Annotated in this window: 23 protein-coding genes, 1 tRNA gene, 1 pseudogene and 1 riboswitch; of the genes and pseudogenes, 18 read left to right on the top strand and 7 right to left on the bottom strand. The window is 71.3% G+C overall.

The annotated features are described in order from the left end of the window. Window positions 1-150 precede the first annotated feature (150 nt). The 7 genes and pseudogenes from ACFV18_RS06110 (at window position 151) to ACFV18_RS06140 (ending at window position 8001) form a co-directional block, all read left to right on the top strand. A complete protein-coding gene (locus ACFV18_RS06110; protein ID WP_380479774.1) occupies window positions 151-1395 on the top strand; it encodes a cytochrome P450 in 1245 nt (414 codons plus the stop codon). Window positions 1396-1612: 217 nt separating this feature from the next. Beyond that, a riboswitch (cyclic di-AMP (ydaO/yuaA leader) is annotated at window positions 1613-1826 on the top strand. 3 nt (window positions 1827-1829) lie between these two features. Next, entirely contained in the window at window positions 1830-2498 is a 669-nt protein-coding gene (locus ACFV18_RS06115) for a transglycosylase family protein (RefSeq protein WP_380479776.1), read from the top strand. A 252-nt stretch (window positions 2499-2750) separates the two neighbouring features. After that, complete coding sequence (eno, locus tag ACFV18_RS06120; RefSeq protein ID WP_380479778.1) at window positions 2751-4040, top strand: phosphopyruvate hydratase; 1290 nt, start codon at window positions 2751-2753, stop codon at window positions 4038-4040. 151 nt (window positions 4041-4191) lie between these two features. Next, a complete protein-coding gene (locus ACFV18_RS06125; RefSeq protein WP_380479779.1) occupies window positions 4192-4629 on the top strand; it encodes a septum formation initiator family protein in 438 nt (145 codons plus the stop codon). Then, window positions 4626-5169, top strand: a pseudogene (locus ACFV18_RS06130) (DUF501 domain-containing protein); the annotation flags it as partial. The gene ACFV18_RS06125 and the pseudogene ACFV18_RS06130, both read left to right, overlap by 4 nt. A gap of 131 nt (window positions 5170-5300) precedes the next feature. Next, complete coding sequence (locus ACFV18_RS06135; protein ID WP_380479781.1) at window positions 5301-6236, top strand: exopolyphosphatase; 936 nt, start codon at window positions 5301-5303, stop codon at window positions 6234-6236. 400 nt (window positions 6237-6636) lie between these two features. Further along, window positions 6637-8001 (top strand): NAD(P)/FAD-dependent oxidoreductase, encoded by a 1365-nt coding sequence (locus ACFV18_RS06140; RefSeq protein WP_380479783.1) that lies wholly within the window; start codon window positions 6637-6639, stop codon window positions 7999-8001. 192 nt (window positions 8002-8193) lie between these two features. Here the strand turns inward: ACFV18_RS06140 and ACFV18_RS06145 are convergent, their stop codons facing one another. Continuing rightward, window positions 8194-9138, bottom strand: coding sequence for a DUF2690 domain-containing protein (locus tag ACFV18_RS06145; RefSeq protein ID WP_380479785.1), 945 nt, complete (start codon window positions 9136-9138; stop codon window positions 8194-8196). 227 nt (window positions 9139-9365) lie between these two features. On the opposite strand from ACFV18_RS06145, the gene ACFV18_RS06150 reads away from it, so the two are divergent. Then, window positions 9366-9905 carry a hypothetical protein gene (locus tag ACFV18_RS06150; protein ID WP_380479787.1) on the top strand — a complete coding sequence of 180 codons (540 nt, stop codon included), beginning with the start codon at window positions 9366-9368 and terminating at the stop codon, window positions 9903-9905. A gap of 25 nt (window positions 9906-9930) precedes the next feature. On the opposite strand, the gene ACFV18_RS06155 is transcribed toward ACFV18_RS06150, so the two are convergent. After that, window positions 9931-10377 (bottom strand): DNA-binding protein, encoded by a 447-nt coding sequence (locus ACFV18_RS06155; RefSeq protein ID WP_380479789.1) that lies wholly within the window; start codon window positions 10375-10377, stop codon window positions 9931-9933. 146 nt (window positions 10378-10523) lie between these two features. On the opposite strand from ACFV18_RS06155, the gene ACFV18_RS06160 reads away from it, so the two are divergent. Both ACFV18_RS06160 and ACFV18_RS06165 read left to right on the top strand, forming a co-directional pair. Beyond that, window positions 10524-10754, top strand: coding sequence for a hypothetical protein (locus ACFV18_RS06160; RefSeq protein WP_380479790.1), 231 nt, complete (start codon window positions 10524-10526; stop codon window positions 10752-10754). 7 nt (window positions 10755-10761) lie between these two features. Further along, window positions 10762-11562, top strand: a complete 801-nt coding sequence (locus ACFV18_RS06165; protein WP_380479792.1) for a hypothetical protein — start codon at window positions 10762-10764, stop codon at window positions 11560-11562. Window positions 11563-11599: 37 nt separating this feature from the next. Here ACFV18_RS06165 and ACFV18_RS06170 read toward each other — a convergent pair. After that, window positions 11600-11684: transfer RNA gene (locus ACFV18_RS06170), tRNA-Leu, on the bottom strand. 338 nt (window positions 11685-12022) lie between these two features. Between ACFV18_RS06170 and ACFV18_RS06175 the strand changes: the two genes are divergently transcribed. Both ACFV18_RS06175 and ACFV18_RS06180 read left to right on the top strand, forming a co-directional pair. After that, window positions 12023-12796 (top strand): ABC transporter ATP-binding protein, encoded by a 774-nt coding sequence (locus ACFV18_RS06175; protein WP_380479794.1) that lies wholly within the window; start codon window positions 12023-12025, stop codon window positions 12794-12796. Window positions 12797-12842: 46 nt separating this feature from the next. Then, window positions 12843-15401, top strand: coding sequence for an ABC transporter permease (locus ACFV18_RS06180; protein ID WP_380479796.1), 2559 nt, complete (start codon window positions 12843-12845; stop codon window positions 15399-15401). Window positions 15402-15483: 82 nt separating this feature from the next. Here ACFV18_RS06180 and ACFV18_RS06185 read toward each other — a convergent pair whose 3' ends face one another. Then, window positions 15484-16011: a peptidylprolyl isomerase gene (locus tag ACFV18_RS06185; RefSeq protein ID WP_380479798.1), complete on the bottom strand. Its 528-nt coding sequence runs from the start codon at window positions 16009-16011 to the stop codon at window positions 15484-15486. Between the two features lie 171 nt (window positions 16012-16182). Between ACFV18_RS06185 and ACFV18_RS06190 the strand changes: the two genes are divergently transcribed. Both ACFV18_RS06190 and ACFV18_RS06195 read left to right on the top strand, forming a co-directional pair. Continuing rightward, window positions 16183-17046, top strand: coding sequence for a Bax inhibitor-1/YccA family protein (locus tag ACFV18_RS06190; protein WP_380479800.1), 864 nt, complete (start codon window positions 16183-16185; stop codon window positions 17044-17046). A gap of 89 nt (window positions 17047-17135) precedes the next feature. Beyond that, window positions 17136-17474 (top strand): hypothetical protein, encoded by a 339-nt coding sequence (locus tag ACFV18_RS06195; protein ID WP_380479802.1) that lies wholly within the window; start codon window positions 17136-17138, stop codon window positions 17472-17474. 83 nt (window positions 17475-17557) lie between these two features. Here ACFV18_RS06195 and ACFV18_RS06200 read toward each other — a convergent pair whose 3' ends face one another. The 3 genes from ACFV18_RS06200 to ACFV18_RS06210 all read right to left on the bottom strand — a co-directional run bounded on the left by ACFV18_RS06200 (window position 17558) and on the right by ACFV18_RS06210 (window position 21182). Then, complete coding sequence (locus tag ACFV18_RS06200) at window positions 17558-18469, bottom strand: hypothetical protein (RefSeq protein ID WP_380479804.1); 912 nt, start codon at window positions 18467-18469, stop codon at window positions 17558-17560. Window positions 18470-18758: 289 nt separating this feature from the next. Further along, window positions 18759-19979 carry an acetyl-CoA C-acetyltransferase gene (locus ACFV18_RS06205; RefSeq protein WP_380479806.1) on the bottom strand — a complete coding sequence of 407 codons (1221 nt, stop codon included), beginning with the start codon at window positions 19977-19979 and terminating at the stop codon, window positions 18759-18761. Between the two features lie 57 nt (window positions 19980-20036). Then, window positions 20037-21182, bottom strand: a complete 1146-nt coding sequence (locus ACFV18_RS06210) for an SGNH/GDSL hydrolase family protein (RefSeq protein ID WP_380479808.1) — start codon at window positions 21180-21182, stop codon at window positions 20037-20039. Window positions 21183-21862: 680 nt separating this feature from the next. Here ACFV18_RS06210 and ACFV18_RS06215 point away from each other — a divergent pair. The 4 genes from ACFV18_RS06215 to ACFV18_RS06230 all read left to right on the top strand — a co-directional run bounded on the left by ACFV18_RS06215 (window position 21863) and on the right by ACFV18_RS06230 (window position 26878). Continuing rightward, window positions 21863-23263, top strand: a complete 1401-nt coding sequence (locus ACFV18_RS06215; protein WP_380479810.1) for a cystathionine beta-synthase — start codon at window positions 21863-21865, stop codon at window positions 23261-23263. Between the two features lie 425 nt (window positions 23264-23688). Beyond that, window positions 23689-24015: a hypothetical protein gene (locus ACFV18_RS06220; protein ID WP_380479812.1), complete on the top strand. Its 327-nt coding sequence runs from the start codon at window positions 23689-23691 to the stop codon at window positions 24013-24015. A gap of 137 nt (window positions 24016-24152) precedes the next feature. Further along, window positions 24153-25418: an Ig-like domain-containing protein gene (locus ACFV18_RS06225; RefSeq protein WP_380479814.1), complete on the top strand. Its 1266-nt coding sequence runs from the start codon at window positions 24153-24155 to the stop codon at window positions 25416-25418. 110 nt (window positions 25419-25528) lie between these two features. After that, window positions 25529-26878, top strand: coding sequence for a hypothetical protein (locus ACFV18_RS06230; protein WP_380479816.1), 1350 nt, complete (start codon window positions 25529-25531; stop codon window positions 26876-26878). Window positions 26879-26931: the final 53 nt, after the last annotated feature.

A 26931-nucleotide genomic window follows, 5' to 3' on the forward strand; every position in this document is an offset into this window, starting at 1 on the left:
GCTCCCCTTTCAGAGCGAACCGCGGGCGGTCCGCACGCCGCCCACTGGGGTTCTTGCGGAGGATCGTAGGCTCGCCCCGACTCTCCGCAACAGCAATTACCCGCCAGGTGACCAGACTCACGCGACGGCGGTTCCAGATACGGTCAAGACATGCCAGATCAGCCCCACGCCGCCCACCCGCAACTCTTCACCTGGGAGTTCGCGGCCGACCCGTATCCGGCGTACGCCTGGCTGCGGGAGCACGCCCCGGTGCACCGCACCACACTGCCGAGCGGGGTGGAGGCCTGGCTGGTCACCCGGTACGCGGACGCCAGGCAGGCGCTGGCCGACTCCCGGCTCTCCAAGAACCCGGCGCACCACAGCGAACAGGCGCACCGCACCGGCCGGGTGGGCATCCCGGGCGAGCGGCAGGCCGACCTGATGACCCACCTGCTGAACATCGACCCGCCGGACCACACCCGGCTGCGCCGCCTGGTGTCGAAGGCGTTCACGCCGCGCCGGGTCGCCGCGTTCGAACCGCGGGTGCAGCAGCTCACCGACCGCCTGATCGACTCCTTCGCGGAGCGCGGCGAGGCCGACCTGATCCACGAATTCGCCTTCCCGCTGCCGATCTACGCGATCTGCGACCTGCTGGGCGTCCCGCCCGAGGACCAGGACGACCTGCGCGACTGGGCGGGCATGATGATCCGGCACACGGGGGGAAAGCGCGGGGGAGTGGGCCGCGCGGTCAAGCAGATCCGCGGGTACCTCGCCGACCTGATCCACCGCAAGCGCGCCGACCTCGGCGACGACCTGATCTCCGGCCTGATCCGGGCCGGCGACCACGGCGAGCACCTGACCGAGAACGAGGCCGCGGCGATGGCCTTCATCCTGCTGTTCGCCGGCTTCGAAACCACCATCAATCTGATCGGTAATGGGGCATTTGCCCTACTTCGCAACCCTGTTCAGCGCACCCTGCTCCAGGAGTCGCTGGCGCGCGGCGAGTCGGGCCTGCTGGAGACCGGCATCGAGGAACTCCTGCGCTACGACGGGCCGGTGGAGCTGGCGACCTGGCGGTTCGCCACCCGGCCGCTGAGCATCGGCGGGGTGGACATCCCGGTGGGCGACCCGGTGCTGGTGGTGCTGGCGGCGGCGGACCGCGACCCGGCCCGGTTCTCCGAGGAGAACACCCTGGATCTGGCCCGCTCGGACAATCCGCACCTCGGTTTCGGTCACGGCATCCACTACTGCATCGGCGCGCCGCTGGCCCGGCTCGAAGGGCAGCGCGCGATCGGCACACTGCTGACCCGGCTGCCGGATCTCCAGCTGGCCGCCGATCCGGCCGAACTCCGTTGGCGGGGTGGGCTGATCATGCGCGGGCTGCGTGAACTCCCGGTCTCCTTCACGCCCCGCTGACCCGGTTTCGACCGCCGCCGCCCAGCCCCCGCACGTGACCCTCCGTGGACCCGGCGGGGGCGCGTGATGCGCCCCCACCCCGGGCGAATCGGACATATATGGACGGTTTGTGCACGAGAAGTGAAGGTCCGTAATTTCGACGTGATACCGGTGATATGAGCTTGTGATTGCTCGTCAGCTCTGCTTACTCTCCGATTTGCCCGCAGCTGCGGGCCCCGAACGCGGCACGCCGAGTCCTGTCCGCCGCGCTCTCGGGACACCGACCAGGAATCGGACAGGAGCGGGGGAACCAGGTGTGAACGCCGTAGTCCCAACGGCTTGGGGTGAAGCCGCCGGGGAACGGACGCAACCGCGTCCGGAGTCCCAGGCGGCCGGGCCAGCCTCCCGGTCCGAACCCGACAGCTCACCTCGTAGGCGTGCGGAGAGGAAGTCCCATGCTGTTCGCCGGTACTGGACGTCACCGCCGTAGCACCAAGGCCGAGAAGGTCGTCGCCGCCGCAGGCATCGCCTCCGTGGGCCTGGCCCTGCCCCTGCTGTCCGCCACCGGAGCGGCAGCCGCACCCGCCGACACCTGGGACCAGGTGGCCCAGTGCGAGAGCGGCGGGGACTGGAGCATCAACACCGGAAACGGGTACTACGGCGGCCTGCAGTTCTCCTCCTCCACCTGGCGCGCCTACGGCGGCGCCGAGTACGCCCCCCGCGCCGACCAGGCCACCCGCACCGAGCAGATCGCGGTGGCCGAGCGGGTGCTCGCCTCCCAGGGGCCCGGCGCCTGGCCGTCCTGCTCGATCAAGGCCGGCCTGTCCCGGGGCGGCGACAGCTCCGAGGACACCGCCTCTCGTTCGCAGCCGCGCTCGTCCGCGCCCAAGCAGAAGCAGTCGAAGACGCAGCAGCAGTCCAAGGCTCCGAAGCAGGGTGCCCCGGCCGCCGCGCCGGCGCAGACCGGCGCCGGGAAGTACACCGTGCAGGAGGGCGACACGCTCTCCGGGATCGCCGCCGCACGGAACGTCTCCGGCGGCTGGGAGCAGCTGTTCACGGCGAACCGCGCGGTGATCGGCGCCGACCCCGATGTGATCATGCCCGGGCAGGTGCTGGCGCTGTGACGGCGCGGGTCGGCCGACTCCGGCCCGGCGGTCGAACGGTCCCCCGGTTCGCCTGACGATCCGTCCGCTCCGGGCGTGCGCACAGCAGTTCGCGCCGCCCGGGGCGCACCGCCGACGGGCAAACAGGTGAACTACCAGTGAGTAGCCGGGCCACACGGTGAGACGACGCCCGGCCGCGCGTGGCCGCAGGCATGTCTGCGGCTAGGCTCTGGGCGTAACGACCACACATCCGCTTCCGCTAGGAGATGCCTCGTGCCGTCCATTGATGTCGTCGTAGCCCGTGAGATCCTCGACTCCCGCGGCAACCCCACGGTCGAGGTCGAGGTCGGTCTCGACGACGGCAGCACCGGTCGTGCGGCTGTCCCGTCGGGTGCCTCCACCGGCGCCTTCGAGGCGCTGGAGCTCCGCGACGGCGACAAGAACCGCTACTTCGGCAAGGGCGTCGAGAAGGCCGTCCTCGCCGTCATCGAGCAGATCGGCCCGGAGCTGGTCGGCTACGACGCCACCGAGCAGCGCCTGATCGACCAGGCCATGCTCGACCTGGACGCCACCCCGGACAAGTCCTCGCTCGGCGCCAACGCCATCCTCGGCGTCTCGCTCGCCGTCGCGCACGCCGCCTCCGAGGCCAGTGACCTGCCGCTGTTCCGCTACCTGGGCGGCCCGAACGCCCACGTGCTGCCCGTCCCGATGATGAACATCCTCAACGGTGGCTCGCACGCGGACTCCAACGTGGACATCCAGGAGTTCATGATCGCCCCGATCGGCGCGGAGTCCTTCTCCGAGGCCGTCCGCTGGGGCGTCGAGGTCTACCACACCCTCAAGGGCGTGCTGAAGGAGCGCGGGCTGTCCACCGGCCTGGGCGACGAGGGCGGCTTCGCCCCGAACCTGGACTCCAACCGCGAGGCCCTCGACCTCATCACCGAGGCCATCAAGAAGGCCGGCTACACCCCGGGCAAGGACGTCGCGCTCGCCCTGGACGTCGCCGCCTCCGAGTTCTACAAGGACGGCGCCTACCAGTTCGAGGGCAAGGCCCTGTCGGCCACCGAGCTGATCGAGTACTACGCCGAGCTGGTCGCCGCCTACCCGCTGGTCTCCATCGAGGACCCGCTGGACGAGTCCGACTGGGACGGCTGGAAGGCCATCACCGACAAGCTGGGCGACAAGGTCCAGCTGGTCGGCGACGACCTGTTCGTCACCAACCCGGAGCGCCTGCGCAAGGGCATCGAGACCGGCACCGCCAACGCGCTGCTGGTGAAGGTCAACCAGATCGGCTCGCTCACCGAGACCCTGGACGCCGTCGAACTGGCCCAGCGCAACGGCTACCGCTGCATGATGTCGCACCGCTCCGGCGAGACCGAGGACGTCACCATCGCCGACCTCGCCGTCGCCACCAACTGCGGCCAGATCAAGACCGGCGCCCCGGCCCGCTCCGAGCGCGTCGCCAAGTACAACCAGCTGCTGCGCATCGAGGAGATCCTCGACGACGCGGCGGAGTACGCGGGCCGTGGCGCCTTCCCGCGCTTCCGCTCTGCGGACAAGTGAGCACAGCCGCTCCGCGGACAAGTAAGCACAGCCGCTCTGCGGACAAGTGAGCACAGCAAGGGCTGCTTGCCGAGCCTGTTGTGACCGGTGCCCCGGCTTCCACCGCGTAGGGTGGGGCCGGGGCACCGGCATGCGCAGGAGGGGCGACCAGATGGCCAAGTGGAGAATTCCCGGACTGGCGGCGCGCCCGCGCTTCACCAGCCGGGCCACCGTGCTGGTCCTCGTCCTGTGCTCGCTGGTGGCGATACTCGCGTACCCGACCCGGCAGTACATCGCGCAGCGCGGCGAGATCGCCGATCAGCGGGCCAAGGCCGACCACGCCCGCCAGCAGGTCGACGAGCTGCGCCGGGCCAAGGCCCGCTGGCAGGACCCGGAGTTCGTCAAGGCCCAGGCCCGGGAGCGGCTGCACTACGCGCTGCCGGGCGAGACCCCGTTCGTCTCGGTCGCCCCGCCGCCCGCGCCGGGCGAGAAGCAGTCCGCCTCGGACAGCGCCGGCCGGCCCAAGGCCGCCCGCCCGTGGTACTCCACCTTCTGGGACTCGGTGGACGCCGCCGACACCGCACTCGCCGCACCACCCGCAGCACCCTGACACCCCGTCCTCCACCTGACGAACAGACTCCTGATGAGCAACCAGAACCCTCCCGTCTCCGACCACGACGTCGCCGCCATCGCCGCCCAGCTCGGCCGGGTGCCGCGCGGGCTGCGCGCCGTCGCCCACCGCTGCCCGTGCGGCAACCCGGACGTGGTGGAGACCGCGCCCCGGCTGCCCGACGGCACGCCGTTCCCGACGCTCTACTACCTGACCTGCCCCAAGGCCGCCTCGCTGATCGGCACCCTGGAGGCGGACGGCGTGATGAAGGAGCAGACCGCCCGGCTCGCCGAGGACCCCGAGCTCGCCGCCGCCTACCAGGCCGCGCACGAGGACTACATCGCCCGCCGGGACGCCATCGAGGTGCTGGAGGGCTTCCCCAGCGCCGGCGGCATGCCCGACCGGGTGAAGTGCCTGCACGTGCTGGTCGGCCACTCGCTGGCGGCCGGCGAGGGCGTCAACCCGCTGGGCGACGAGGCGATCGGCATGCTGGAGGAGTGGTGGGCCAAGGGCCCGTGCGTCAGCCCCGCCGAGGTCGAGGCCGCCGGTGAGCGGGTCGCCCGCAACAAGGCCAAGGCCGAGGACCACGCCGCGGTGATCGCCGCCAAGGAGGCGCTGACCGCCGAGCGGGCCGAGCGCGCGGCGCGCAAGGCGGAGGAGGGCGGCGAGTCGTGAGCACCGTCCGGGTCGCCGCGATCGACTGCGGCACGAACTCGATCCGCCTGCTGATCGCCGACCTGGATCCGGAGACCGGGGAGATCGTCGATCTGGACCGGCGGATGCTGATCGTCCGGCTCGGCCAGGGCGTCGACCGGACCGGCCGGCTGCACCCCGAGGCGCTGGACCGCACCTTCGCGGCCTGCCGCGAGTACGCGGAGATCATCGCCGCGCACGGGGTCGGCCCGGAGCGGATCCGGATGGTCGCCACCTCGGCCTCCCGGGACGCCGAGAACGCCGCCGAGTTCACCGCCGGTGTCCGGGAGATCCTCGGTATCACCCCGAGCGTGGTCAGCGGCGACGAGGAGGCCCGGCTCTCCTTCACCGGCGCCACCCGCGAGCTGCTCGGAGGCCCGCACCGCCCGCCCTACCTGGTGTTCGACCTGGGCGGCGGCTCCACCGAGTTCGTGCTCGGCGAGCAGGACGTGCGGGCCGCGCACTCGATGGACATCGGCTGCGTGCGGATGACGGAGCGCCACTTCGCGGGCGGGCAGCCCACCGAGGCGCAGATCGCCGCCGCCCGGGCCGACATCCGGGCCGCGCTGGACACCGTCGAGGCGAGCGTCCCGCTGAAGGACGGCGCCACCCTGGTCGGCTTGGCCGGCACCGTCACCACGGTCGCCGGGATCGCGCTGGAACTGCCCGGCTACGACTCCGAGCTGATCCACCACGCGGTGCTGACCGTCCAGCAGGTGCGGGAGACCGCCGAGTGGCTGCTGCACTCCTCGCATGCCGAGCGGGCCGCCGTCCCGGTGATGCACCCCGGCCGGGTCGATGTGATCGCGGCCGGCGCGCTGGTCCTGCTGGAGATCATGGAGCGCACCGGGGCCGCCGAACTGCTGGTCTCCGAGCACGACATCCTCGACGGGATCGCCTGGTCGATCGCTTGATCCGGGCGCGCCGGGAGGCCCTGGGAGGGCCTCCTGGCACGTCTCGGCAAGAAGCTTCGTGAATTTCTTCACATGGCGATCGGGTCTTTCGGCCCAGCGCGGTGTCCGGTCCGTCCGATATGTGGGACCGAAGGCGTCCGGGGCGGGTGGTTCGTGGGATCGCAGGCAACCCGCCGCTCGCGCCGAAGAAATCGAAAGCGCACTCGGGAACCCGTACGCCGCAAGGATCGTTGCTGCTCAGCGCGGCACCGAGTGCCACGGCGATCATGGTGGGCGGGCGGTGGAGGCGGCGGGGCCGCCCCGGGCCGGAAATGCGGGCGCGCAGTGTAGCACCCAGTGTCCAGGAGCTTGTGATGGGCCTCACGAATGGTCCGTCAGGCGGGGGTGGATACTTTCGGACATGAGCACCACGGAGCGTCCTCGCATCCTCATTGTCGGCGGTGGTTACGTCGGCCTGTATGCCGCGATGCGCATCCTCAAGAAGATGCGCTACGGCGAAGCGACCGTCACGGTCGTCGACCCGCGGTCGTACATGACGTACCTGCCCTTCCTCCCGGAGGCGGCCGGCGGCAACGTCGCCCCCCGCAACCTCGTCGCGCCCCTGCGCAGCGCCCTGAAGAAGGCGGAGGTGCTCACCGGTCACGTGACCGAGGTGGACCACGCCCGCAAGGTCGCCACCATCCAGCCCGCGGCCGGCGACGCCTACGAACTGCCCTTCGAGTACCTGGTCGTGGCGACCGGCTCGGTCTCCCGCACCTTCCCGATCCCGGGCCTGGCGGAGCACGGCATCGGCATGAAGACGGTGGAAGAGGCGATCAGCCTCCGCAACCACGTCATGGCGCAGCTGGACAAGGCCGAGTCCACCACCGACGAGGACGTCCGCCGCAAGGCGCTGACCTTCGTCGTCATCGGTGGCGGCTTCGCCGGCATCGAGACGGTCGCCGAGATCGAGGACATGGCGCGCGACGCCGCCAAGATCTACAAGACCGTCAGCCGCGACGACATGCGCTTCATCGTGGTGGAGGCGGCCAACCGCATCCTCCCCGAGATGGGCCCCGACCTGGGTCTGTGGACCAAGGGCCGCCTGGAGGAGCGCAACATCGAGGTCTACATCGAGACCTCGATGGACTCCTGCGTCGACCAGCACGTGGTGCTGAAGAACGGCATGGAGTTCGACGCCTCCACCATCGTGTGGACCGCCGGCGTGAAGCCGAACCCGGTCGTCAACCGCTTCGGTCTGCCGCTCGGCCCGCGTGGCCACGTCGACACCGCGCCGACCCTGCAGGTCCAGGGCTTCGACTACGTGTGGGCGGCCGGCGACAACGCCCAGGTCCCCGACCTGGCCGCCGGTGAGGGCGCCTGGTGCCCGCCGAACGCGCAGCACGCCGTCCGTCAGGCCGCCGTCCTCGGCGACAACGTGGTGGCCGGCATGCGCGGCTTCCCGCAGGCCGAGTACAAGCACAAGAACCTCGGTGCGGTGGCCGGCCTCGGCCTGCACAAGGGTGTGGCGATCCTGTTCGGCAAGGTCAAGCTCAAGGGCCGCCTCGCCTGGTACTTCCACCGCCTCTACCACGGCGCGATGGTCCCCACCATGAACCGCAAGATCCGGGTCTTCACCGACTGGACGCTGGCGATGTTCCTCAAGCGCGAGACGGTCGGTCTCTCCGAGATGGAGAAGCCGTTCGACGCCTTCCAGGAGGCCTCCGCCCCGCCGAAGCCCGCCGCCGCGGCCGAGCCGAAGAAGGAGCTTGCCGCGAGCAAGTAAGCGACCAGACCCGCCACTTCGGGTTACGAGTCGGAGGCCCTCCGCCCGGCAACGCCGCCGGACCACGTCCTCCGTGGTGCTCAGCCGGCCTTGCTGCCGGGCGGAGTACAGCACTCAGTTGACGAAGGCCCCCACCCCCGCCGGGTGGGGGCCTTCGGGCTTTCCCGGGCCGCCGTCGGTCCTGGCGTCCCGTCAGCCGACTGTTCGGACGGACCCGGCGCGGTCGGGCTCGGGGAGCGGGGTGGCGCAGAAGGTGCCGCGGGCGTCGATCATCGCGCAGGCCCGGGCGCCGCCGGACGTGCCGGCCCGCACCATCTTGGTGTGCGCGGTGTGCCCGCTCTGCTGCCGGTACTCCTCCTGCTCGGGCGGGTCCCCCTCGGTGCCGAAGACCTGGATGCGGTCGCCGGGGGAACCGCCGTCCATCCTGGCCCAGACGGCGCGGCAGCCGGCGCTGTAACGGAGCTCGACGAGCACACCGAACTCGCGGCCCCGGTCGGTGGTGACGGCGTCGTTCTGGCACACCGTGGTCGTCGGCTCGACATGGACGCAGCTCTCGCCGGCGCAGGAGGCGATCGCCCCGGCGGACGGCGCGGAGGCCTCCGGGGCGGGTGGCAGCGCGGCGGACGGGCCCGGGCGGCCGGCGGTCGGAGGCCCGTCCCGGAGGGCGAGGGTGAGGCCGCCGCCGATCAACGCGGCGGCCAGGACACCGGCCAGGGCCCGGAGCCGCCGTCGGGATCCCGCGGGCGCCCGGCCGGTCTCCGGGCCGGGCGCCGCATTCGGCTGCGCGCTCGCATCGGCCTCGCCACCGGCGACCGCCGTCGCGGGTTCGGCGCCGACCGGGCCGCGCCCCTCCTGCTCGGCGCGGGTGCACAGGGCGAGCGCGTGGACGAGATCGCTCTCCGGTCGCCGGTAGTGCCGGGCCAGGAGCCGGACCACCCGGTCCGGGGCCAACTGGGCACCGGTCTCGTAGCGGGACAGCGTCCCCTGGGCGAGCCCGGCCTTCCTGGCCGCGGTGGACTGCGACCAGTCGCCGGCGTCCCTCCGCCACTGGCGCAGCAGGCGAGCCAGCTCGGGGCGGGCCGGCGTGCTCGACGGACCGGGTTCCTCGGCGGGTTCGCCGGGTCGGCTGTGCGGCATTCGTGTGCTACCCCTTCGCCTCGGCCTGCGCATAATCCCAGGTCGCGGCCCATGTATAGGGCGTGGATATTCCGGTATGGGCCGACGGACCGCACAGCGTAGAAGTCGGGCGTCCGGTCGCGCAAAGCTGTGGTGCAGCCGGTGAGGCACTCCCGGCGATCCCCTCCCCTCCATGCCGGGCCTGCCACGCCATGCCCGAACACAGGGGCGAACACGAAGGAGTGACAATGCGTCGCATCAACGTCCGTACCCTCGGTGTCACCGCCGGGACCCGTGCCGCCGAGGCGGCCCTCGCCCTGGCGGCCCTCGTCGGCCTGATCACCGGCGCGGACACCGCCCACGCCTCGCAGGCGCGGCTCACGCACGCCGAGGCCACCGCGCGACTGCGTGCCGCCGATGTGGAGTGGTCCTCCAGCAAGGGCTGCTCGGACAAGAACGGAAACGGCTGCACCAGCTTCGACGGCATCCTCGCGGCAACGCTCGACCTCGCCATCGACCTCAAGAAGCGCAGCCACTGCGAGGTGATGATCACCGGCGCCGCCGAGGTCCACCCGCACAGGACGACGGGCACCCGGACCCACGGCAACGGCTACAAGATCGACGTCCGGCCCAACTCCTGCGTCGGCGCCTTCGTCACCGACCACTTCCACCGGGCCGGCACCCGGGGCGAGGCCAAGGACCCGAAGTGGACGGCCGGCTCCGCCGAATACGTCCTGGAGAAGCACGGCAAGAAGGGCGAGCACTGGGACATCACCTACACCGGGTGATCGTCGGGCCGCGCCGCCCCCGCCGTCAGTCCTGGTCGGCGGGGGCGGTGCGGTCGCTCAGGCGCTCGTGGCGCTGGCGGGCGGCCTGGGGGGTGCCGAGGCCGAGGCCGAAGGCGATCTCCTGCCAGGTCATGCCGCGGCCGCGGGCCATGGTGAGCAACCCGGCTTCCAGTTCGTCGAGTTCGGCGCGGACCAGGGGGAGCAGGGTCAGTGCGGCGGTCAGGTCGGCGCGGTCCACCTCGGGCTCGCCCTCCTCGGCGAGGGCGGCGCCGCTGAGCAGGAAGGCCACCAGCCGGACCGCCTCGTGCGGGGCGGGCATCGCCGGGTTGGTCTGGCGGCGGCGCTGCTCGTCGGTGGCGGCGTGGCGCTCGGCGATCCGGAACAGCGAGGCGTAGACGCGCTGCGCCCGGGCGGCCTCCGGGTCCGGCGGGGAGAACGGGTCGGCGGGCTGTTGCTGCGGGGTGTCGGTCATGTGGTCAGCATGCTCTGGTGAACGATGCGGCGTCAACGGGATTCGTTGAACGAAGTGTTCATACCCTCTCGGGAAGTGGATTGATCACGCGAATCCGGCCGCCTAGCATGTCGATCATCACCGACGCTCAACCTGGGGGAGCCGCAATGGAACTGACCCTTCGTCAAACCGCCCTGATCGCCGCCGCCACCACCGCGCTGGCCGCCGCGGCCGTCGTGGGCACCGCCGCCACCGCCACCGCCGCCGAGCGCCCCGCCGACCGGGCCGCCGGCGAGATCGTGACGCCCGACCACATGGCGCTCTCGGTCACCGACCACATGGCGCTGGTCACGCCCGACCACATGGCGCTCACGGTCACCGACCACATGGGGCTCTGATCCCACCGTGCGGGCAGCAGCCGACGACCCGGCGGCGAGCCTGGTCGCGCAGACCGCCGAGCGCCTGATCCGGCTCTGGGCCGAGCGCGGCGAGCTCCACCACCCCGGCTGGGGTCGGCCGTTCCGCCAGCTCGCCGAGCTGCTGCCCGCACCGGACGTCGAATTCGCCGTCCACAACCCGCAGATGGTGCCGCTGCTCTGGTACCCGGCACTGCGCCGCGAGGGCCCGCACGGCACCGTCGTCGAGGTGTTCGACCACCTCCCGGCGGACGCCGGACCGCCGCTGCCACGCCGACAGGAACTGTCCCGGATCTACAGCTGGGCGCCCGTCACCCGCACCGCCCTCGACTGGACCGCCGACCGGCTGGCCGGCCGCGGCCTGCTGGAAGTCGGCGCCGGCAGCGGCTACTGGGCCGCGCGGCTGCGCGCCCGCGGCCTCGACGTGCTGGCCACCGACGCCGAGGCCCGCACCGAACTCAACGGCTGGACCGACCGTTTCCGCTGGACCGACGTCCGCCCCGGGCAGGCCGCCGAGGACGCCGCCGCCCACCCCGACCGGGCCCTCGCCCTGATCTGGCCCCCGCACCGCGACCCGATGGCCGCCGACGCCCTGCGCGCCTACCGCGGCGACCACCTGCTCTACCTCGGCGACCGCCCCGGCGGCCTCTGCGCCGACGACGCCTTCTTCGCCGAACTCGCCGCGCACTGGTACCCCGCCGCCCGCTGCCCCCTGACCCTGCGCTGGCTGGGCAACCACGACACCCTGACCCACTACATCCGCAAGGGCGGGTCGGCGCATCGGCCGTGACCGGGCCATTACCGCAGGTCACGACAGGTGGGCATGCTGGTGCCCAGAGCCGGACTCGAACCGGCACGACCTTCCGGCCAGGCAGTTTTAAGCTGCCCGTGTCTGCGTTCCACCATCTGGGCCTGGGAGCGCGTGAACTCGGTTACTGAGCCTAGTCGGCCGGGCGAGGGTTTCGCATATTTCTTGGGACGGAAGTTGTCATGCTTCCATGCGATCTGACGAAGCGTCTGTCATTTCGGCCACCGTCCGGCGGTTCTCGGCCACCACCTCTTCCTCGGGGTGCGGGTCATACCGAAGGAGGAGAGCGCGGCGGTGGTCGTACATCTCGGGGCGGGGCGGCAACCGTTCGGCGGAGCGACGAATTCCATGATCATCGAGGAGAGGATGGGATAGCGGTCGCAGGCACGTCCCGGCCGCCAGCCAGTGACGAGCCAGCACCTCCCCGACAGGAGTCCCCTTCGTGAGCACCTCGACCGCGTACGCAGCCCACACCGGTCTGGCGGCGGCCCGCGCCACCGGTCTCAACAAGGTCTACGGCGAAGGCGACACCCGCGTCGTCGCGCTCGACAACGTCTCGGTCTCCTTCGGCCAGGGCGAATTCACCGCGATCATGGGCCCGTCCGGCTCCGGCAAGTCCACCCTGATGCACTGCATGGCCGGGCTGGACACCGTCAGCTCCGGTTCGGCGACCATCGGCGACACCGAACTGGTCGGGCTGAAGGACAAGCAGCTGACCAAGCTGCGCCGCGACAAGATCGGCTTCGTCTTCCAGGCGTTCAACCTGCTGCCGACGCTGACCGCGCTGGAGAACATCACGCTGCCGATGGACATCGCCGGCCGCAAGGTCGACAAGGCCTGGCTGGACCGCGTGGTGGAGACGGTCGGCCTGTCCGGCCGCCTCTCGCACCGCCCGGCCCAGCTGTCCGGCGGCCAGCAGCAGCGCGTCGCGTGTGCCCGCGCGCTGGCCTCCAAGCCGGAGATCATCTTCGCCGACGAGCCCACCGGCAACCTGGACTCCCGCTCCGGCGCCGAGATCCTCTCCTTCCTGCGCAACTCGGTGCGCGAACTCGGCCAGACCGTGGTGATGGTGACGCACGACCCGGTGGCCGCCTCCTACGCGGACCGCGTGGTGTTCCTCGCCGACGGCCGGATCGTCGACGAGCTGACCAACCCCACCGCCGACTCGGTCCTCGACCGGATGCGTCGTTTCGACGCCAAGGGCCGCACCAGCTGACGGCCTCTCAGCAGCCGACCGACCACACCACCCCAGGACTGACCCCATGTATCGCACCGCACTGCGCAATGTGCTGGCCCACAAGGGCCGACTGCTGATGACGGCACTCGCCGTCATGCTGGGCACCGCCTTCGTGGCCGGCACCCTGGTGTTCTCGGACACCATGGGCCAGGCCGTCCGCAACAGCTACTCCAAGAGCTACTCCGACGTCTCGGTGCTGGTCTCCGACAGGTGGGCCCGCAGCACCAGCCAGGGCCCCAAGGAGTCCGAGCAGAAGAAGCACGACGCGCTGACCGACGCCACCGTGAAGGACCTCGCCGCCCTGCCGGGCGTCGAGCGGGCCCGCGGCATGGTCAGCGGCTTCACCGCCGTCGCCGACAAGAAGGGCAACCTGATCGGCGAGGCGTGGAGCGCCCAGGGCTCCAACTTCTCCCCGGACGCCTCCGGCCAGGACCCGCGCTACCCGATGGCGGAGGGCCGCGGCCCGAAGGCGGCCGGCGAGATCGCGCTGAACAAGCAGGCCGCCGACAAGGCCGGCTACAAGGTCGGCGACAAGGTCCGGGTGGCCGGCAACGGCGCCGCCGAGGACACCACGCTCACCGGCGTGTTCACCTCCGACGACCCGCAGGTCACCTCCGGCGGCTCGCTCGTGCTGATGGACACCGCCACCGCCCAGCAGCGACTGCTGGAGCCCGGCCACTACAGCTCGATCGCGCTGACCGCCAAGTCCGGCGTCGCGGAGAGCGCGCTGCTGGACGCGGCCAAGGCCAAGCTGCCCGGCGACATCTTCGTCCTGGACACCGGCCAGCAGCTCAAGGACGAGCAGGCCAAGCAGGTGGAGCAGTCGGTCACCGGCATGAAGAGCATGCTGCTGGTGTTCGCCGGCATCTCGCTGTTCGTCGGCATCTTCATCATCGTCAACACCTTCACCATGCTGATCGCGCAGCGCCTGAAGGAACTGGCGCTGCTGCGCGCGGTCGGCGCCAGCCGCCGTCAGGTCACCAACTCGGTGCTGGTCGAGGCGCTGCTGATCGGTGTGATCGCCTCCGTGGCCGGTCTGCTGCTCGGCATCGGCATCGGCGCCGGCATGCAGTCCCTGCTGGCCGGCATGAACGAGGGCATGCCCACCGGTTCGCTGGTGATCGCCCCGGCCACCGTGATCGGCACCCTGGTGACCGGCATCGTGGTGACGGTGCTGTCCGCGCTGATCCCCGCGATCCGCGCCTCCCGGATCCCCCCGGTGGCGGCGATGAGCAGCGGTGACATGCCCAGCACCCAGCGCGGCATGGTGATCCGCAACTCGATCGGCACGCTGGTGGCCGGCGGCGGCATCGCCCTGATCCTGCTCGGCGCGTTCTCCAAGGGCAGCGGCGGCCGGGTCTATCTGGAGCTCGGCGCCCCGCTCACCCTGATCGGCGTGTTCGTCCTGCTGCCGCTGCTGTCGCGGCCGGTGGTCGCCCTGGTCGGCCCGCTGCTGGGCAAGGTGTTCGGCACCCCCGGCAAGCTGGCCCGGCGCAACGCCGTCCGCAACCCGCGCCGCACCGCCAGCACCGCGGCCGCGCTGACCATCGGCCTGACCCTGGTCACGGCGATCACGGTGATCGGCAACTCGGTCACCAGCACGGTCACCCGGCTGGTCAGCGGCTCGATGAAGGCCGACTACACGATCTCGATGGCCAACCGCCACTCGCTGTCGCACGACCTGGCGCCGCTGGTCGCCAAGGCGAACGGGGTGGCCGCGGCCAGCCCGGTCGGCAACGTGATGTGGACGGTCGACGGGGACAGCAAGGCGATCGAGGGCTTCGACGCCGCCGCCTTCGACCAGTTGGTGACGGTGCACCTGACGTCCGGCTCGACCGGTGCGCTGAAGCAGGGCCAGCTCCTGGTCAACGACGACTTCGCCGGGAAGCACAACCTCACCCCGGGCTCCACCGTCAAGGTCGAGGTGACCGAGGGCAAGACGCTGGACCTCACCGTCGGCGGCGTGTTCGAGCGCAACGACGCCCTGTCGACCGTCATCGCGTCCAACGCGCTGATCGATCAGTACGACTCCGACTCCTTCATCACCGAGATCCTGGTCAAGGGCAAGGACGGCGCGACCGCCGGGCTCAAGCAGTCCGTCAAGGAGGCCACCGGCAGCAACCCGGTGATCGAGGTGCTCACCGAGAAGGACAAGGTCGAGGAGTTCAGCCGGATCATCACGACGATGCTGAACATCATGTACGGCCTGCTCGGCATGGCGGTGCTGGTCGCGGTCCTCGGTGTGATCAACACGCTGGCCATGTCGGTGTTCGAGCGCAAGCGTGAGATCGGCATGCTGCGGGCGATCGGCCTGGACCGGCGCGGCATCAAGCGGATGGTCCGCGTCGAGTCGGTGGTGATCTCGCTCTTCGGTGGCCTGATCGGCGTGGGGCTCGGCTGCTTCCTGGCCTGGGCTGCCGTCCGGGTGCTCGCCGCCGACCTGAACGGGCTGACCACCGCGGTCCCCTACGGCAGCGTGGTGATCTTCCTCGGCCTGGCCGCGGTGGTCGGTATCGTCGCCGCCCTCTGGCCGGCCCGCCGGGCCTCCCGGATGGACATCCTCGCCAGCATCAAGACCGACTGACGTCCGGTCGGCGAAACACCGCGCCGCCCGTCCCCGGAACAACCGGGGGCGGGCGGCGCGGTGTCTGTCGTGGCGGCCCGGGTCAGCGGGTCTCGATCACGACCTTCTCGATCACCACGTCCTGCACCGGGCGGTCGTTGCGCGGGTTGGTCTCGGTGGTGGCGATCGCGTCCACCACCTTCTGGCTCGCCTCGTCCGCGACCTCGCCGAAGATGGTGTGCTTGCCGGTCAGCCAGGTGGTCGGGCCGACCGTGACGAAGAACTGCGAACCGTTGGTGCCCGGGCCCGCGTTGGCCATCGCCAGCAGGTACGGCTTGGTGAACGCCAGGTCCGGGTGGAACTCGTCGGCGAACTTGTAGCCCGGGCCGCCGGTGCCGTTGCCCAGCGGGTCACCGCCCTGGATCATGAAGCCTTCGATGACCCGGTGGAAGATCGTGCCGTCGTACAGCGGCGCGTTGCTGGGCTGCCCGGTCTTCGGGTCGATCCACTGGCGCTCGCCCGTGGCCAACTCGACGAAGTTCTTCACCGTCTTGGGGGCGTGGTTCGGCAGCAGCCGGATCACGATGTCGCCCTTGTTGGTCTTCAGGGTGGCGTACAGTTCCTCGGCCATCCGGGGGCCGCCTTTCTGATCGCGTGTCAGTTGCGTCCCCCACCCTGCCCTCTCAAGGGCCCCCCGCGCAGCCGACACGGGATCCTCCTCACGGCTGACGCGGAATACTTTGCCAAACCATTACCCTTATGCTCTGTATGGGTGGTGCTGTGCCACCCCGGAGGGAATGTGATGAGAAGCAGAAACCCGGTCTTCTCGCGGGAGGGGTCCTTCACCCGCGACAACCAGTACGCGGGGTTCGGCACGCAGCCGACCGGGCACCAGGCGTACGGCAACCCGTACGCCAACAACGTCTACGCGCAGCCCGGCGGTCAGTCGCTGACCGACCAGCAGCTCGCCGAGATGTACGGCGCCCCCGCCGCGGGTCCGGCCGAGACCGGCCGGATGACGCTGGACGACGTGGTCGCCCGCACCGCGATGACGCTGCTCATGCTGGTCGCCGCCGGCGCGGTGGCCTGGTTCGTGGTTCCGGTCGAGAACTACGCGCTGGCCGGCGTCGCCGCGTTCGCCGCGGCGATCATCGGCCTGGTGATCAGCTTCAAGCAGAGCGTCAACCCGGCGCTGATCCTGACCTACGCCGGCCTGGAGGGCTTCTTCCTCGGCGCGATCAGCAAGGCCCTCAACACCCTGCTGCAGGGCATCGCCATCCAGGCCGTGCTGGGCACCGCCGCGGTGTTCGCGGCCACCCTGATCGCCTACAAGAGCGGCAAGATCCGGGTCACCCCCCGGTACACCCGGATCGGCATCTCGATCGCGATCGGCTTCGTGATCCTGATGTTCGTCAACGTCATCGCCACCATGCTCGGCGCCGACTTCGGCTTCCGTTCCGGCCCGCTCGGCATCGTGGTCGGCCTGGTCGGCATCGCGCTCGGCGCGTTCTTCCTGACCCTCGACTTCCACGAGGTCGAGGAGGGCGTCCGGTACGGCGCCCCCGAGCGGGAGGCCTGGCGGGCCGCCTTCGGCCTGACGCTGTCGCTGGTGTGGATCTACCTGGAGATGCTGCGCCTGATCGCCATCCTGCGCGGCGACGACTGATCGCACGGCTGACGACGCGGCGGGCCCCGGAGGATTCCTCCGGGGCCCGCCGCGTTCCGTCCGGCCCCGGCTTGGCTACCCTCGGGGCCATGTCCGAGCACCACCCCGTCACCCCCGCCCAGTTGACCGCCGCCGTGGAGCGGCTGGCCGACCGCTTCCGGGCGATGCCGCAGAGCCGCCTGCTGGGCGCCGTCCCCGGCCACCCCTCGCGGGCCGCCGCGGTGCTCGCCCTGGCCGGCAGGCTGGCCGACGCCGCCCGCACGCTGGAGGGCCTGCCGCCGCTGCCCGTCCCCGACTGCGGGGCGTTCGCGGTCGGCGACCAACTCGCCGTCACCGGCCACGACCTGGCCGCCGCGGCCGCCGAACACCCCGAGGCGCTGGCCGCCGCGCTCGCCGAGGTCGAGGACACCGACCGGCTGACCGTCTGACGGGCGGTCGGAAAACGCCGAAGGGGCGCCGCTCCGCCCGGGCAACCCCTTGCCGCGCGGATCGACGCCCCTGGTCGCCCGGTTCAGATGGAGGCGACCACCCGGTCGGCGAGTACGTAGACGGTGTCGCCGTCGGTGGCGAAGGTCAGCGAGTACGAGCCGGAGAACCGGGAGCCGCCCAACAGCCGGACGTCCTCCCCGGCCCGGACGGCGTCGATCAGCCGGTACGCCGCCTCCCGGTCGCCGGGGGCCACGCACAGCGTGGTGCCGTCGGCGAACGCGTACACGTCCAGCGTGCCGAGCGGGCCCGGGCGCACGTCGGTGAGGGCGATCTTCTCGTCGGCGAGCGCGGTGAGCCGGTCGTCGGTCCACTCCCGGGACGGGGTGGGGCTGGGCACGAAGTCCGGGTGCGAGGGGTGCCGGCGCGGGTCGGGCGCGGCGGCGGGCTCGCTCTCGGCGTCCAGCAGCCCGGACTCCAGGCCGGTGGCCAGCAGGTCGGCCTCGCGGCGGGCCTTCACGTCGCTGTTGTCGGCCGGGGCCGGGAAACCGCCGCCCCGGATGCCGCCGTCCGCCGAACCGCCGTCCGCGGCGCCGTCCTTGGCCAGGTCCTCCAGCGCGTGGCGCAGCGCCTCGCCGAACTCCGGGTCCATCACCCCCTGGTTGTCGGCGGCCTCCTGCGGTCCGGTCGGGCGCGGGAAGAAGATCGGCCAGTCCTCGCCGGCAGCCGTGAACGGGGTCTCGAACAGCGGCGCGTCCTCGGCAGCGCGCGCCTCCTGCTCGGCCCAGAACGCGCGGGCCTCGGTGATCTCCCGCTCCCGGTCGGCGGCGAGCGCCTCGGTGACGGCGCGGCGTATCAGCGCCTCGTCGAGCTGCGGGGCAGGCTGCGCGGTGGGCTGCGCGGCGTCCAACTTCCGCCCCAACGCGCGGAGGTGGAGCAGGACGGCGGCGGTCAGGGCGATCAGAGCCAGCAGCAGGGAGGTGTAGACGACGCTCACGGAACGTACTCCCAACGAGGAGCGGAACGGGGTTACGGCTCCACACTGCCGTATTCGCGCCCGTTACTGCAGAGGCTGATGTCCGATTTGCCAGTGACTTTCCGACTTGTCCTTAAATTGTTGGGTAATACCGTTCCACGCAGCGGAGTTGATCCAATCCGGTGCGTCGCAATTTCGGTCCCGGAAGGCAAAAAATCGGGCCGGATCGCACCTGAGGTGTGATCCGGCCCTCAATTACCTACGGTGACTCCGGACGGGTGAGACATCCGTCACGGCGTCACCGCGGCGGTCAGCTCAGCCGCTCGATGACCATCGCCATGCCCTGGCCGCCACCCACGCACATGGTCTCCAGGCCGAACTGCTTGTCGTGCCACTGGAGGGAGTTGATCAGCGTGGTGGTGATCCGCGCGCCGGTCATGCCGAACGGGTGGCCCACCGCGATCGCGCCGCCGTTGACGTTCAGCCGGTCCAGGTCGATGCCCAGGTCCCGGTAGGACGGGATGACCTGCGCGGCGAACGCCTCGTTGATCTCCACCAGGTCGATGTCGCCGATCGACAGACCGGCCCGCTTCAGCGCCTGCTTGGACGCCTCCACCGGGCCGTAGCCCATGATCTCCGGCGACAGCGCCGAGACGCCGGTGGAGACCACCCGGGCCAGCGGGGTGATGCCCAGCTCGCGCGCCTTGGTGTCCGACATGATCACCAGCGCGGCCGCACCGTCGTTCAGCGGGCAGCAGTTACCGGCCGTCACGGTGCCGTCCGGGCGGAACACCGGCTTCAGACCGGACACGCCCTCCAGCGTCACGCCCGCGCGCGGGCCGTCGTCCGCGCTCACCACGGTGCCGTCCGGGAGCGTCACCGGGGTGATCTCGCGCTGCCAGAAGCCCGCCTTGATCGCGGCCTCGGCCAGGTTCTGCGAACGGACGCCGAACTCGTCCTGCTCGGCCCGGGTGATGCCCTTCAGCGCGGCCAGGTTCTCCGCGGTCTGGCCCATCGCGATGTACGCGTCCGGCAGCAGGCCGTCCTCGCGCGGGTCGTGCCACTCCCCGCCGCCGGTCTCCGCGCGGTGCTTGGTGCGCGCCTGCGCCTCGTCGAACAGCGGGTTCGTGGTGCCCGGCATGCCGTCCGAGGTGCCGTTGATCGACCGCGAGACGGTCTCCACGCCGGCGGAGATGAAGATGTCGCCCTCGCCGGCCTTGATCGCGTGCAGCGCCATCCGCGTGGTCTGCAGCGAGGACGAGCAGTAGCGGGTGATGGTGGCGCCCGGCAGGTAGTCCATGCCCATCTGCACGGCCACGATCCGGGCCAGGTTGTGGCCCTGCTCGCCGCCCGGCAGGCCGCAGCCCAGCATCAGGTCGTCGATCTGGCGCGGGTCCAGCTGCGGGACCTTGGCCAGCGCGGCACCGATGATCTGCGCGGTCAGGTCGTCCGGGCGGACGTCCTTCAGCGAACCCTTGAAGGCCCGGCCGATCGGCGAACGGGCGGCGCTGACGATGACGGCTTCGGGCATGGCGGGCTCCTCGCTGAGTGACCTCGGGATGCGATCCGGTGGATCTCCCGGGGAAAGTTACCGCTTGGTAGCTCCGGCGTCATCCGCCTCCGGATGTGAGTTGGCCGACGCGATCGCCCGCAGCGGCCCGCCGTCCGCGACCGCCTCCGGCCCCTGGTCCCCCTGGTCCGCCGGGTCGCCCGGCTCGTCCGGGTCGCTCGGGTCGCCGCCGGGGAGTGCCAGCCGGAATCGCTGCTTGAGCGTCGCCCACCGCCAGGTGCCGTTCGACGGACCCGCCGCCGTCACCTCCGTGCCCGACCGCCCCGCCGCCGCCGCGGCCGCCACCGCCACCGGCAGCACCGCCTGCGGCTCCAGCGGACCGCCCACCGCCGACGGCGTGTCCTGCGGCCACAGGTCGAGCGCCGCGCACACCGAGGGCAGCAACGCCATCGACGCCGTCGCGTACCCCTGCGCGGACGGGTGGTAGCGGTCCGCGGCGAACAGCTCCGGACGGGTCGCGAACTCCGGGCCCAGCAGCGACCCCAGCGAGACCGTCCGGCCGCCGGCCTCCACCACCGCGATGGTCTGCGCCGCCGCGAGCTGCCGACTCAACCGGCGCGCCACCCAGCGCAGCGGCGGCCGCACCGGCTTGATGGTGCCCAGATCCGGGCAGGTGCCCACCACCACCTCGCAGCCCGCCGTGACCAGCCGGCCCACGGCCTCGCCCAGCTCCCGCACACTGCGGGCGGCCGGGGCGTGCCTGGTCACGTCATTGGCGCCGATCATCAGCACCGCGATGTCCGGGCTGTGCGGCAGCGCCCGCTCCACCTGCCCCGCGAGATCGCCCGAGCGGGCCCCCGACTTCGCCACGTTCACCAGCCGCACCCGGCGCTCGGCGACGGACGCCAGCCCCGAGGAGAGCAGCGCGCCCGGCGTCTCCTGCGCGCGCTGCACACCCAGGCCCGCGGCCGTCGAATCGCCCAGGAACGCCATCACCAACGGCGGACGCGGATCCACCGGATCGGCGAACGCCTCGCCGTGCAGGCCGTCCGCGCGCGGCGGATCGCCGCCCAGGATCCCGATCGCCCGGATCGCCAGCCGGCTCTCGGTCAGCAGCACCCCCGCCAGCCCCACCCCGAGCAGCCCCAGCCCACCACCGCCATACGCTGCCGCGGTGGCGATCCGCCGTGCCACCCGCACCCTCGACGCCTGCGAGCCGGCCATCCGGCCACCCCCTCTCCCTTTCACCCACACTCGTACCCGCCCACCCCACCCCTGTACCCGCCCACCCCGACCAACCACCCACCCGGAGCCCCGGCCGAGGGCGCCGCAGGCGCACGGCGCGCACGCCCGCCGGCGCGACCCCCCGGGCCCGGGGTGGGGGCGGTTTCGAGTGCGGCGAAGGTCTCGGCCTGGCCCGGGGGAGGGGAGCCGCCGGGGGTGGCGCGGGTGTGGGGCGGGTCAGGGTTTCTGGTGGGGGGCGGGTGGGTTGGTGAGCGGTGGGGCCGTCGCCGGGGGCGGGCGTCGCCCGGCGGCTGAGGGCCCGGGGTGGGCAGGCGGTGCGACGTTGAGTGCGGTGATGCTCCGCCGGGGGCGGTGGGTGGGCGGTGAGGGGACAGGCGCGCGGTGCTTCAAGGCCCACCGCCGCGACCTCGGGGCTGGGATGGGTGGGGCGGGTCAGGGTTCCTGGTGGGGCGGGCGTCGCCAGGCGCCGGCCGAGGGCCCGGGGTGGGTGCGGTGCGACTTGGAGCGCGGTGAAGTTCCTGCCGGAGGCGATGGGTGGCGGAGGCCCTGGTGGGGTGGGAGTCCGGTGGGACATGGGGTGGTTGGGCGCGGTGGGGGGAAGTCGGGCCCTAGGCTGGGGGTTTCGGCAATCAGGGCTGCCATTTACCGGGAGGACCCCCGTGCGGTACCACAATTCGATCATCGAGCTGGTCGGCGACACCCCGTTGGTGAAGCTCAACAAGGTCACCGAGGGCATCAGCGCCACCGTGCTGGCGAAGGTCGAGTACTTCAATCCCGGTGGTTCGGTGAAGGACCGGATCGCGATGCGGATGATCGAGGCGGCCGAAGCCTCCGGCGCACTCAAGCCGGGTGGCACCATCGTCGAGCCCACCAGCGGAAACACCGGCGTGGGGCTGGCGATCGTGGCCCAGCAGAAGGGCTACAAGTGCATTTTCGTGTGCCCGGACAAGGTGTCCACGGACAAGATCAACACGCTGCGGGCGTACGGCGCCGAGGTCGTGGTCTGCCCGACCGCGGTCGCGCCGGAGCACCCGGACTCGTACTACAACGTCTCGGACCGGCTGGTCCGTGAGACCCCGAACGCCTGGAAGCCGGACCAGTACTCGAACCCGGAGAACCCGGCGTCGCACTACTACTCCACCGGCCCGGAGCTGTGGGAGCAGACGGACGGCAGGATCACCCACTTCGTGGCGGGCGTGGGCACCGGCGGCACCATCTCCGGCACCGGCCGGTACCTGAAGGAGGCGTCCGGCGGGAAGGTCCAGGTGGTCGGCGCGGACCCGGAGGGTTCGGTGTACTCGGGCGGCACCGGCCGCCCGTACCTGGTGGAGGGTGTTGGCGAGGACTTCTGGCCGACCGCCTACGACCGCGAGGTCGCGGACCGGATCGTCGCGGTCTCGGACAAGGACTCGTTCCAGATGACCCGCCGCCTGGCCAAGGAGGAGGGCCTGCTGGTCGGCGGTTCCTGCGGCATGGCCGTGGTGGCCGCGCTGGAGGTGGCCCGCGAGCTGGGGCCGGACGACGTCGTGGTGGTGCTGCTGCCGGACGGCGGCCGCGGTTACCTGTCGAAGATCTTCAACGACGACTGGATGGCCGACTACGGCTTCCTGCCGACCGCCACCGACGAGGCGCACATCGGCGAGGTGCTGGCCCGCAAGGACGCGCTGGAGCACGAGGGCATCCCGCAGTTCGTGCACATGCACCCGGGCGAGACGGTTGCCGAGGCGGTGCGGGTGCTGCGCGACTTCGGTGTCTCGCAGATGCCGGTGGTCTCGCCGGGGGCCGGGCACCCGGATGTCATGGCCGGCGAGGTGATCGGTTCGGTGGTCGAGCGCGAGCTGCTGGACGGCCTGTTCAACGGGCGGATCGAGCTGACCGACACGCTGGACAACGCGATGTCCAAGCCGCTGCCGGTGGTCGGCTCCGGCGAGTCGGTGACCAACCTGATGACGGTGCTGGAGAAGGCCGACGCGGTGGTGGTGCTGGTGGAAGGCAAGCCGCAGGGCATCGTCACCCGCCAGGACCTGCTGGCCTTCCTCACCGCCCGGGCCGGCCACTGACACTCCCTCAGGGGCCCTGCCCCGCCCGGTACGTGGACGTCACAAGCGCGCATCATCCGGTTAACACGGCTCGGGCATGGTGGTGGACACGGCAAGAAAAAGCCGGGAAAACGGTGACGGCGGGGGGCGGGAGCGGCTCTCCGGCCTCCGCGGTCACCACCAGGGGTTCCGACGGTCGGCCTGACCCGGCCGCCGGGCCCGGTCCGCGGGACCGCCGTCGTCCCGCCCCTGGCAGGTGCAGGGTGTGACGGCTCCCGTGGCGAGTCACGCGCCGTACGGCGCGGCTTCCGCGCACTCCCGGGTGGGGGAGTGCGCGCGGAGGCGGCAGGGCCGGTCCTGGGCGGTTGCCCGGGCCGGCCCTCGCCGCGTCCGGGGCCACGAGGGCCGTTTCCGAATGGGCCGTGCGACCCCCTACGCTCGGTGTCATGACCAGCACTGACCTGCCCGAGCAGGACGCTCCCCGCTACGTTCGCCTCAGCATCGAGCTGATCGCCGAGATCACCGACGAGCGGGCCCTGAAGGCCGCCGCCCTGACCCAGGTCGCCGACGACGAGTACCTGGACGACGAGGAGCGCGCCCAGGCTGTCGAGGCGATCGAGGTGGACCCGACGGGTTCGCTCGCCCACTTCGTCGACCCGGTGGCGCTGCTCGGCGACGTTCCCGGCGTGGAGCTCGCCTCCGCCACCTGGGAGTCCGCCACCACCGACTACGACCCGGACGACGAGGGCTGGGACGAGTACGAGGTGCAGTGAGTCCCGGCGCTCTCGCGCTCAGGCCCGGTCCGGACAGCCCCGGACCGGGCCTTTTTGTCCGTTCTTCGGGGCACTTGAGTACTCTCGAATGATCTGCACATTTTTGAGTGATCTTGAGTGATCCGGGACCGAGGAGCGTGGACGTGACCGCAGCCGAGAAGCAGGACGGGCCGCTCGGCGGCAGCTGGAGCCGGCGCGGCGTGCTCGCCGGGCTGCTCGGCGCCCCCGTGCTGCTGCTGGCCGCGTGCCAGGGCGGCGGCGGCAAGTCCTCCACTCCGGCCGGCGCTGCGAGCGCGGGTGGCGAGAGCCCGTCGGTCAGCCCGAAGGCCTCGGTCGCGCAGATCACCATCACCCCGGCCGACGGCGCGACCGCCGCTCCGTTCACCGCGCCGGTCACCGTCACCGTGCAGGGCGGCACGCTCACCTCGGTCACCGTCACCGACGGCACGGGCAAGCAGATAGCCGGGCAGCTGGCCGCCGACGGCGCCAGCTGGACCTCCACCGCGACGCTCGCCAGTGGCAGCACGTACACCGTCGCCGCTGCCGCCGAGGACAAGGACAAGCGCCCCGCGGACGCCAACGCGAGTTTCTCCACCGCCTCCCCGGCCAACACCTTCGTCGGCTACTTCACCCCCGAGGACGGCTCCACGGTCGGCGTCGGCATGCCGGTGTCGATCAACTTCAACAAGGCGATCACCGACCGCAAGGCCGTCCAGGAGGCGATCACCGTGGTCTCCGACCCGCCGGTGGAGATCGTCGGCCACTGGTACGACTCGACCCGGCTGGAGTTCCGCCCCCGGGAGTACTGGGCCAAGGGCACCACCGTCACCCTGAAGCTGCGGCTGAAGGACGTGGCCGGCGCCAAGGGCGTCTACGGCACCCAGTCCAAGAACGTCACCTTCACGGTCGGCCGCAGCCAGCTCTCGGTCGCCGACCTGAAGGCCGGCACCCTCACCGTCACCACGGACGGCAAGGTCACCGCCACCTACCCGGTGATCGGCGGCTCGCCCGACCACCGCACCTGGGGCGGCAGGATGGTGATCTCCGAGCGCTTCCAGCAGACCCGGATGAACTCCGCCACCGTCGGCCTCGGCAGCGAGTACGACATCCCGGACGTGCCGCACGCGCAGCGGCTCACCACCTCCGGCACCTTCATCCACGGCAACTACTGGTCGGCGGCGTCCCAGTTCGGCAACGCCAACACCAGCCACGGCTGCATCGCGTTGCAGGACGTGCAGGGCGGCAACAACCCGAACACCAGCGGCGCCCGGTTCTTCGCGAGCTCGATGGTGGGCGACGTGGTCGAGGTGGTCAACTCCGGTGACCGCACGGTGAATCCGTCGAACGGGCTGAACGGCTGGAACATGTCCTGGGCGGACTGGAAGGCCGGCAGCGCACTCTGACGCCCGGTCGGGCGGGGCGCTGTCTCACGGCGACATGGGGGTGCCGTGAGCGTGTCCTAAACGAATGGTAAAAATATTCGCATGCGGGGGGGCATGTCGATGTGTTGAGCTTGCCTCCGCGGCAGGGCCGATCGGGCCCGAGTTCCGCCTTCAGGCACAGGAGTTCAGCCATCAACACCGCCATTCGCCGGTCCGTCCGCGCCGGTATAGCCGTCACCACCGGAGCCGTCCTGATCGCCGGCGGCGTCACCGCCTGCGGCGCCGCCAAGCAGCTGACCGCCGGTGAGAAGCTCTCCGGGGCGTTCAACAAGCTCGGCGACGCCAAGTCGATGAGCTTCCAGCTCTCCTTCGACGCCACCCCGGAGCAGTTCGTCGCCTTCGGCAAGGCAGTTGACGACCCGATCGAGCAGAAGAACGCGGACCTGCTGTCCGACCTGGTGCTGAACGTGTCGATCAGCGCCGACAAGCCGCTCAAGGACACCGAGGCGTTCAAGTTCAGCGGTTCCGACACCGTGAACGACTCGTACGACCTCAACGGTGTGGCGCTCGCCTACTCGCTGAGCACCAAGAAGTCCGGCAAGACCTACGCGGACATCCGCCAGATCGGCGAGCGGATGTACCTGAAGGCGGACGTCCGCGGCATCGCCGAGCTCGGCGGCGAGGACACCAAGCAGGTCGACGAGTTCGTCGCCGCGCTGCCCGCCGGAGCCGGTCCGATCAAGGACGTGGTGGACGGCAAGTGGGTCTCCCTGGACCTGAAGAAGATGCAGGAGGAGATCAAGAAGACGAAGGGCACCGGCGCCGGCACGGGTGCCGAGGCGGGCTCGCCGTTCGACGCGATGCCCGGCATGGACCCGGCGGAGCGGAAGCGCTTCATCAAGACGGCGAAGGCCGTGATCTCCAAGAACATCAGCGTGGAGGAGAAGGGCAAGTCCGGCGACGCCGACGTCATCCAGGTCTCCGCCCAGGCGCGTCCGGTGGTCGAGGGCCTGATGAAGGCGTTCGAGAAGCTCGCCGAAGGTTCGTCCGCCCTCCCGTCGCTGCCGAGCAGTGACTTCGAGGACATCCCGGACCGCAAGATCACCGCCGACGTGATGATCAAGAACGGCAAGGCGCAGGCCGTCACCTTCGACCTGATGCAGTTCGCCGACAAGCCCGACGCGTCGGCGCACTTCCCGCTGCGGCTCGGCTTCAACGCCGACGCGCCGGCCGTCGCCGCCCCCACCGGCGCCACCGAACTCGACCTGGCCAAGCTTCAGGACGTCTTCATGGCCATGGCCACCGCCGACGGCGACAAGGACAGCGGCTCCACCTCGGACGGCCCGGCCACCCCGCTGACCGACGCCCAGTACGCCGAGCTGGCCGCCGCCGGCATCGACCACGACAAGGCCAAGAACCTGAACGAGGCCGGCCTGTCGTTCCAGGACATCAAGGACTTCGCGGACGCCATCAAGGGCTGACCACCAGTCAACTCCCGCCGGTCCGACGGCCCGTCGCAGCTCTGGCTGCGGCG

The sequence above is a fragment of the Kitasatospora sp. NPDC059673 genome (assembly GCF_042734215.1).
Taxonomy (GTDB): domain Bacteria; phylum Actinomycetota; class Actinomycetes; order Streptomycetales; family Streptomycetaceae; genus Kitasatospora.

What these genes read in the sequence shown, in the direction of transcription:
- ACFV18_RS06195 (WP_380479802.1), top strand. Translation starts at nt 17,136, where the DNA reads ATGTCCGAGCACCACCCCGTCACCCCCGCCCAGTTGACCGCCGCCGTG.
- ACFV18_RS06145 (WP_380479785.1), bottom strand. Translation starts at nt 9,138, where the DNA reads ATGCCGCACAGCCGACCCGGCGAACCCGCCGAGGAACCCGGTCCGTCG.
- ACFV18_RS06205 (WP_380479806.1), bottom strand. Translation starts at nt 19,979, where the DNA reads ATGCCCGAAGCCGTCATCGTCAGCGCCGCCCGTTCGCCGATCGGCCGG.
- ACFV18_RS06140 (WP_380479783.1), top strand. Translation starts at nt 6,637, where the DNA reads ATGAGCACCACGGAGCGTCCTCGCATCCTCATTGTCGGCGGTGGTTAC.
- ACFV18_RS06190 (WP_380479800.1), top strand. Translation starts at nt 16,183, where the DNA reads ATGAGAAGCAGAAACCCGGTCTTCTCGCGGGAGGGGTCCTTCACCCGC.
- ACFV18_RS06125 (WP_380479779.1), top strand. Translation starts at nt 4,192, where the DNA reads ATGGCCAAGTGGAGAATTCCCGGACTGGCGGCGCGCCCGCGCTTCACC.
- ACFV18_RS06160 (WP_380479790.1), top strand. Translation starts at nt 10,524, where the DNA reads ATGGAACTGACCCTTCGTCAAACCGCCCTGATCGCCGCCGCCACCACC.
- ACFV18_RS06220 (WP_380479812.1), top strand. Translation starts at nt 23,689, where the DNA reads ATGACCAGCACTGACCTGCCCGAGCAGGACGCTCCCCGCTACGTTCGC.
- ACFV18_RS06185 (WP_380479798.1), bottom strand. Translation starts at nt 16,011, where the DNA reads ATGGCCGAGGAACTGTACGCCACCCTGAAGACCAACAAGGGCGACATC.
- ACFV18_RS06155 (WP_380479789.1), bottom strand. Translation starts at nt 10,377, where the DNA reads ATGACCGACACCCCGCAGCAACAGCCCGCCGACCCGTTCTCCCCGCCG.
- ACFV18_RS06210 (WP_380479808.1), bottom strand. Translation starts at nt 21,182, where the DNA reads ATGGCCGGCTCGCAGGCGTCGAGGGTGCGGGTGGCACGGCGGATCGCC.
- ACFV18_RS06110 (WP_380479774.1), top strand. Translation starts at nt 151, where the DNA reads ATGCCAGATCAGCCCCACGCCGCCCACCCGCAACTCTTCACCTGGGAG.
- ACFV18_RS06180 (WP_380479796.1), top strand. Translation starts at nt 12,843, where the DNA reads ATGTATCGCACCGCACTGCGCAATGTGCTGGCCCACAAGGGCCGACTG.
- ACFV18_RS06115 (WP_380479776.1), top strand. Translation starts at nt 1,830, where the DNA reads ATGCTGTTCGCCGGTACTGGACGTCACCGCCGTAGCACCAAGGCCGAG.
- ACFV18_RS06150 (WP_380479787.1), top strand. Translation starts at nt 9,366, where the DNA reads ATGCGTCGCATCAACGTCCGTACCCTCGGTGTCACCGCCGGGACCCGT.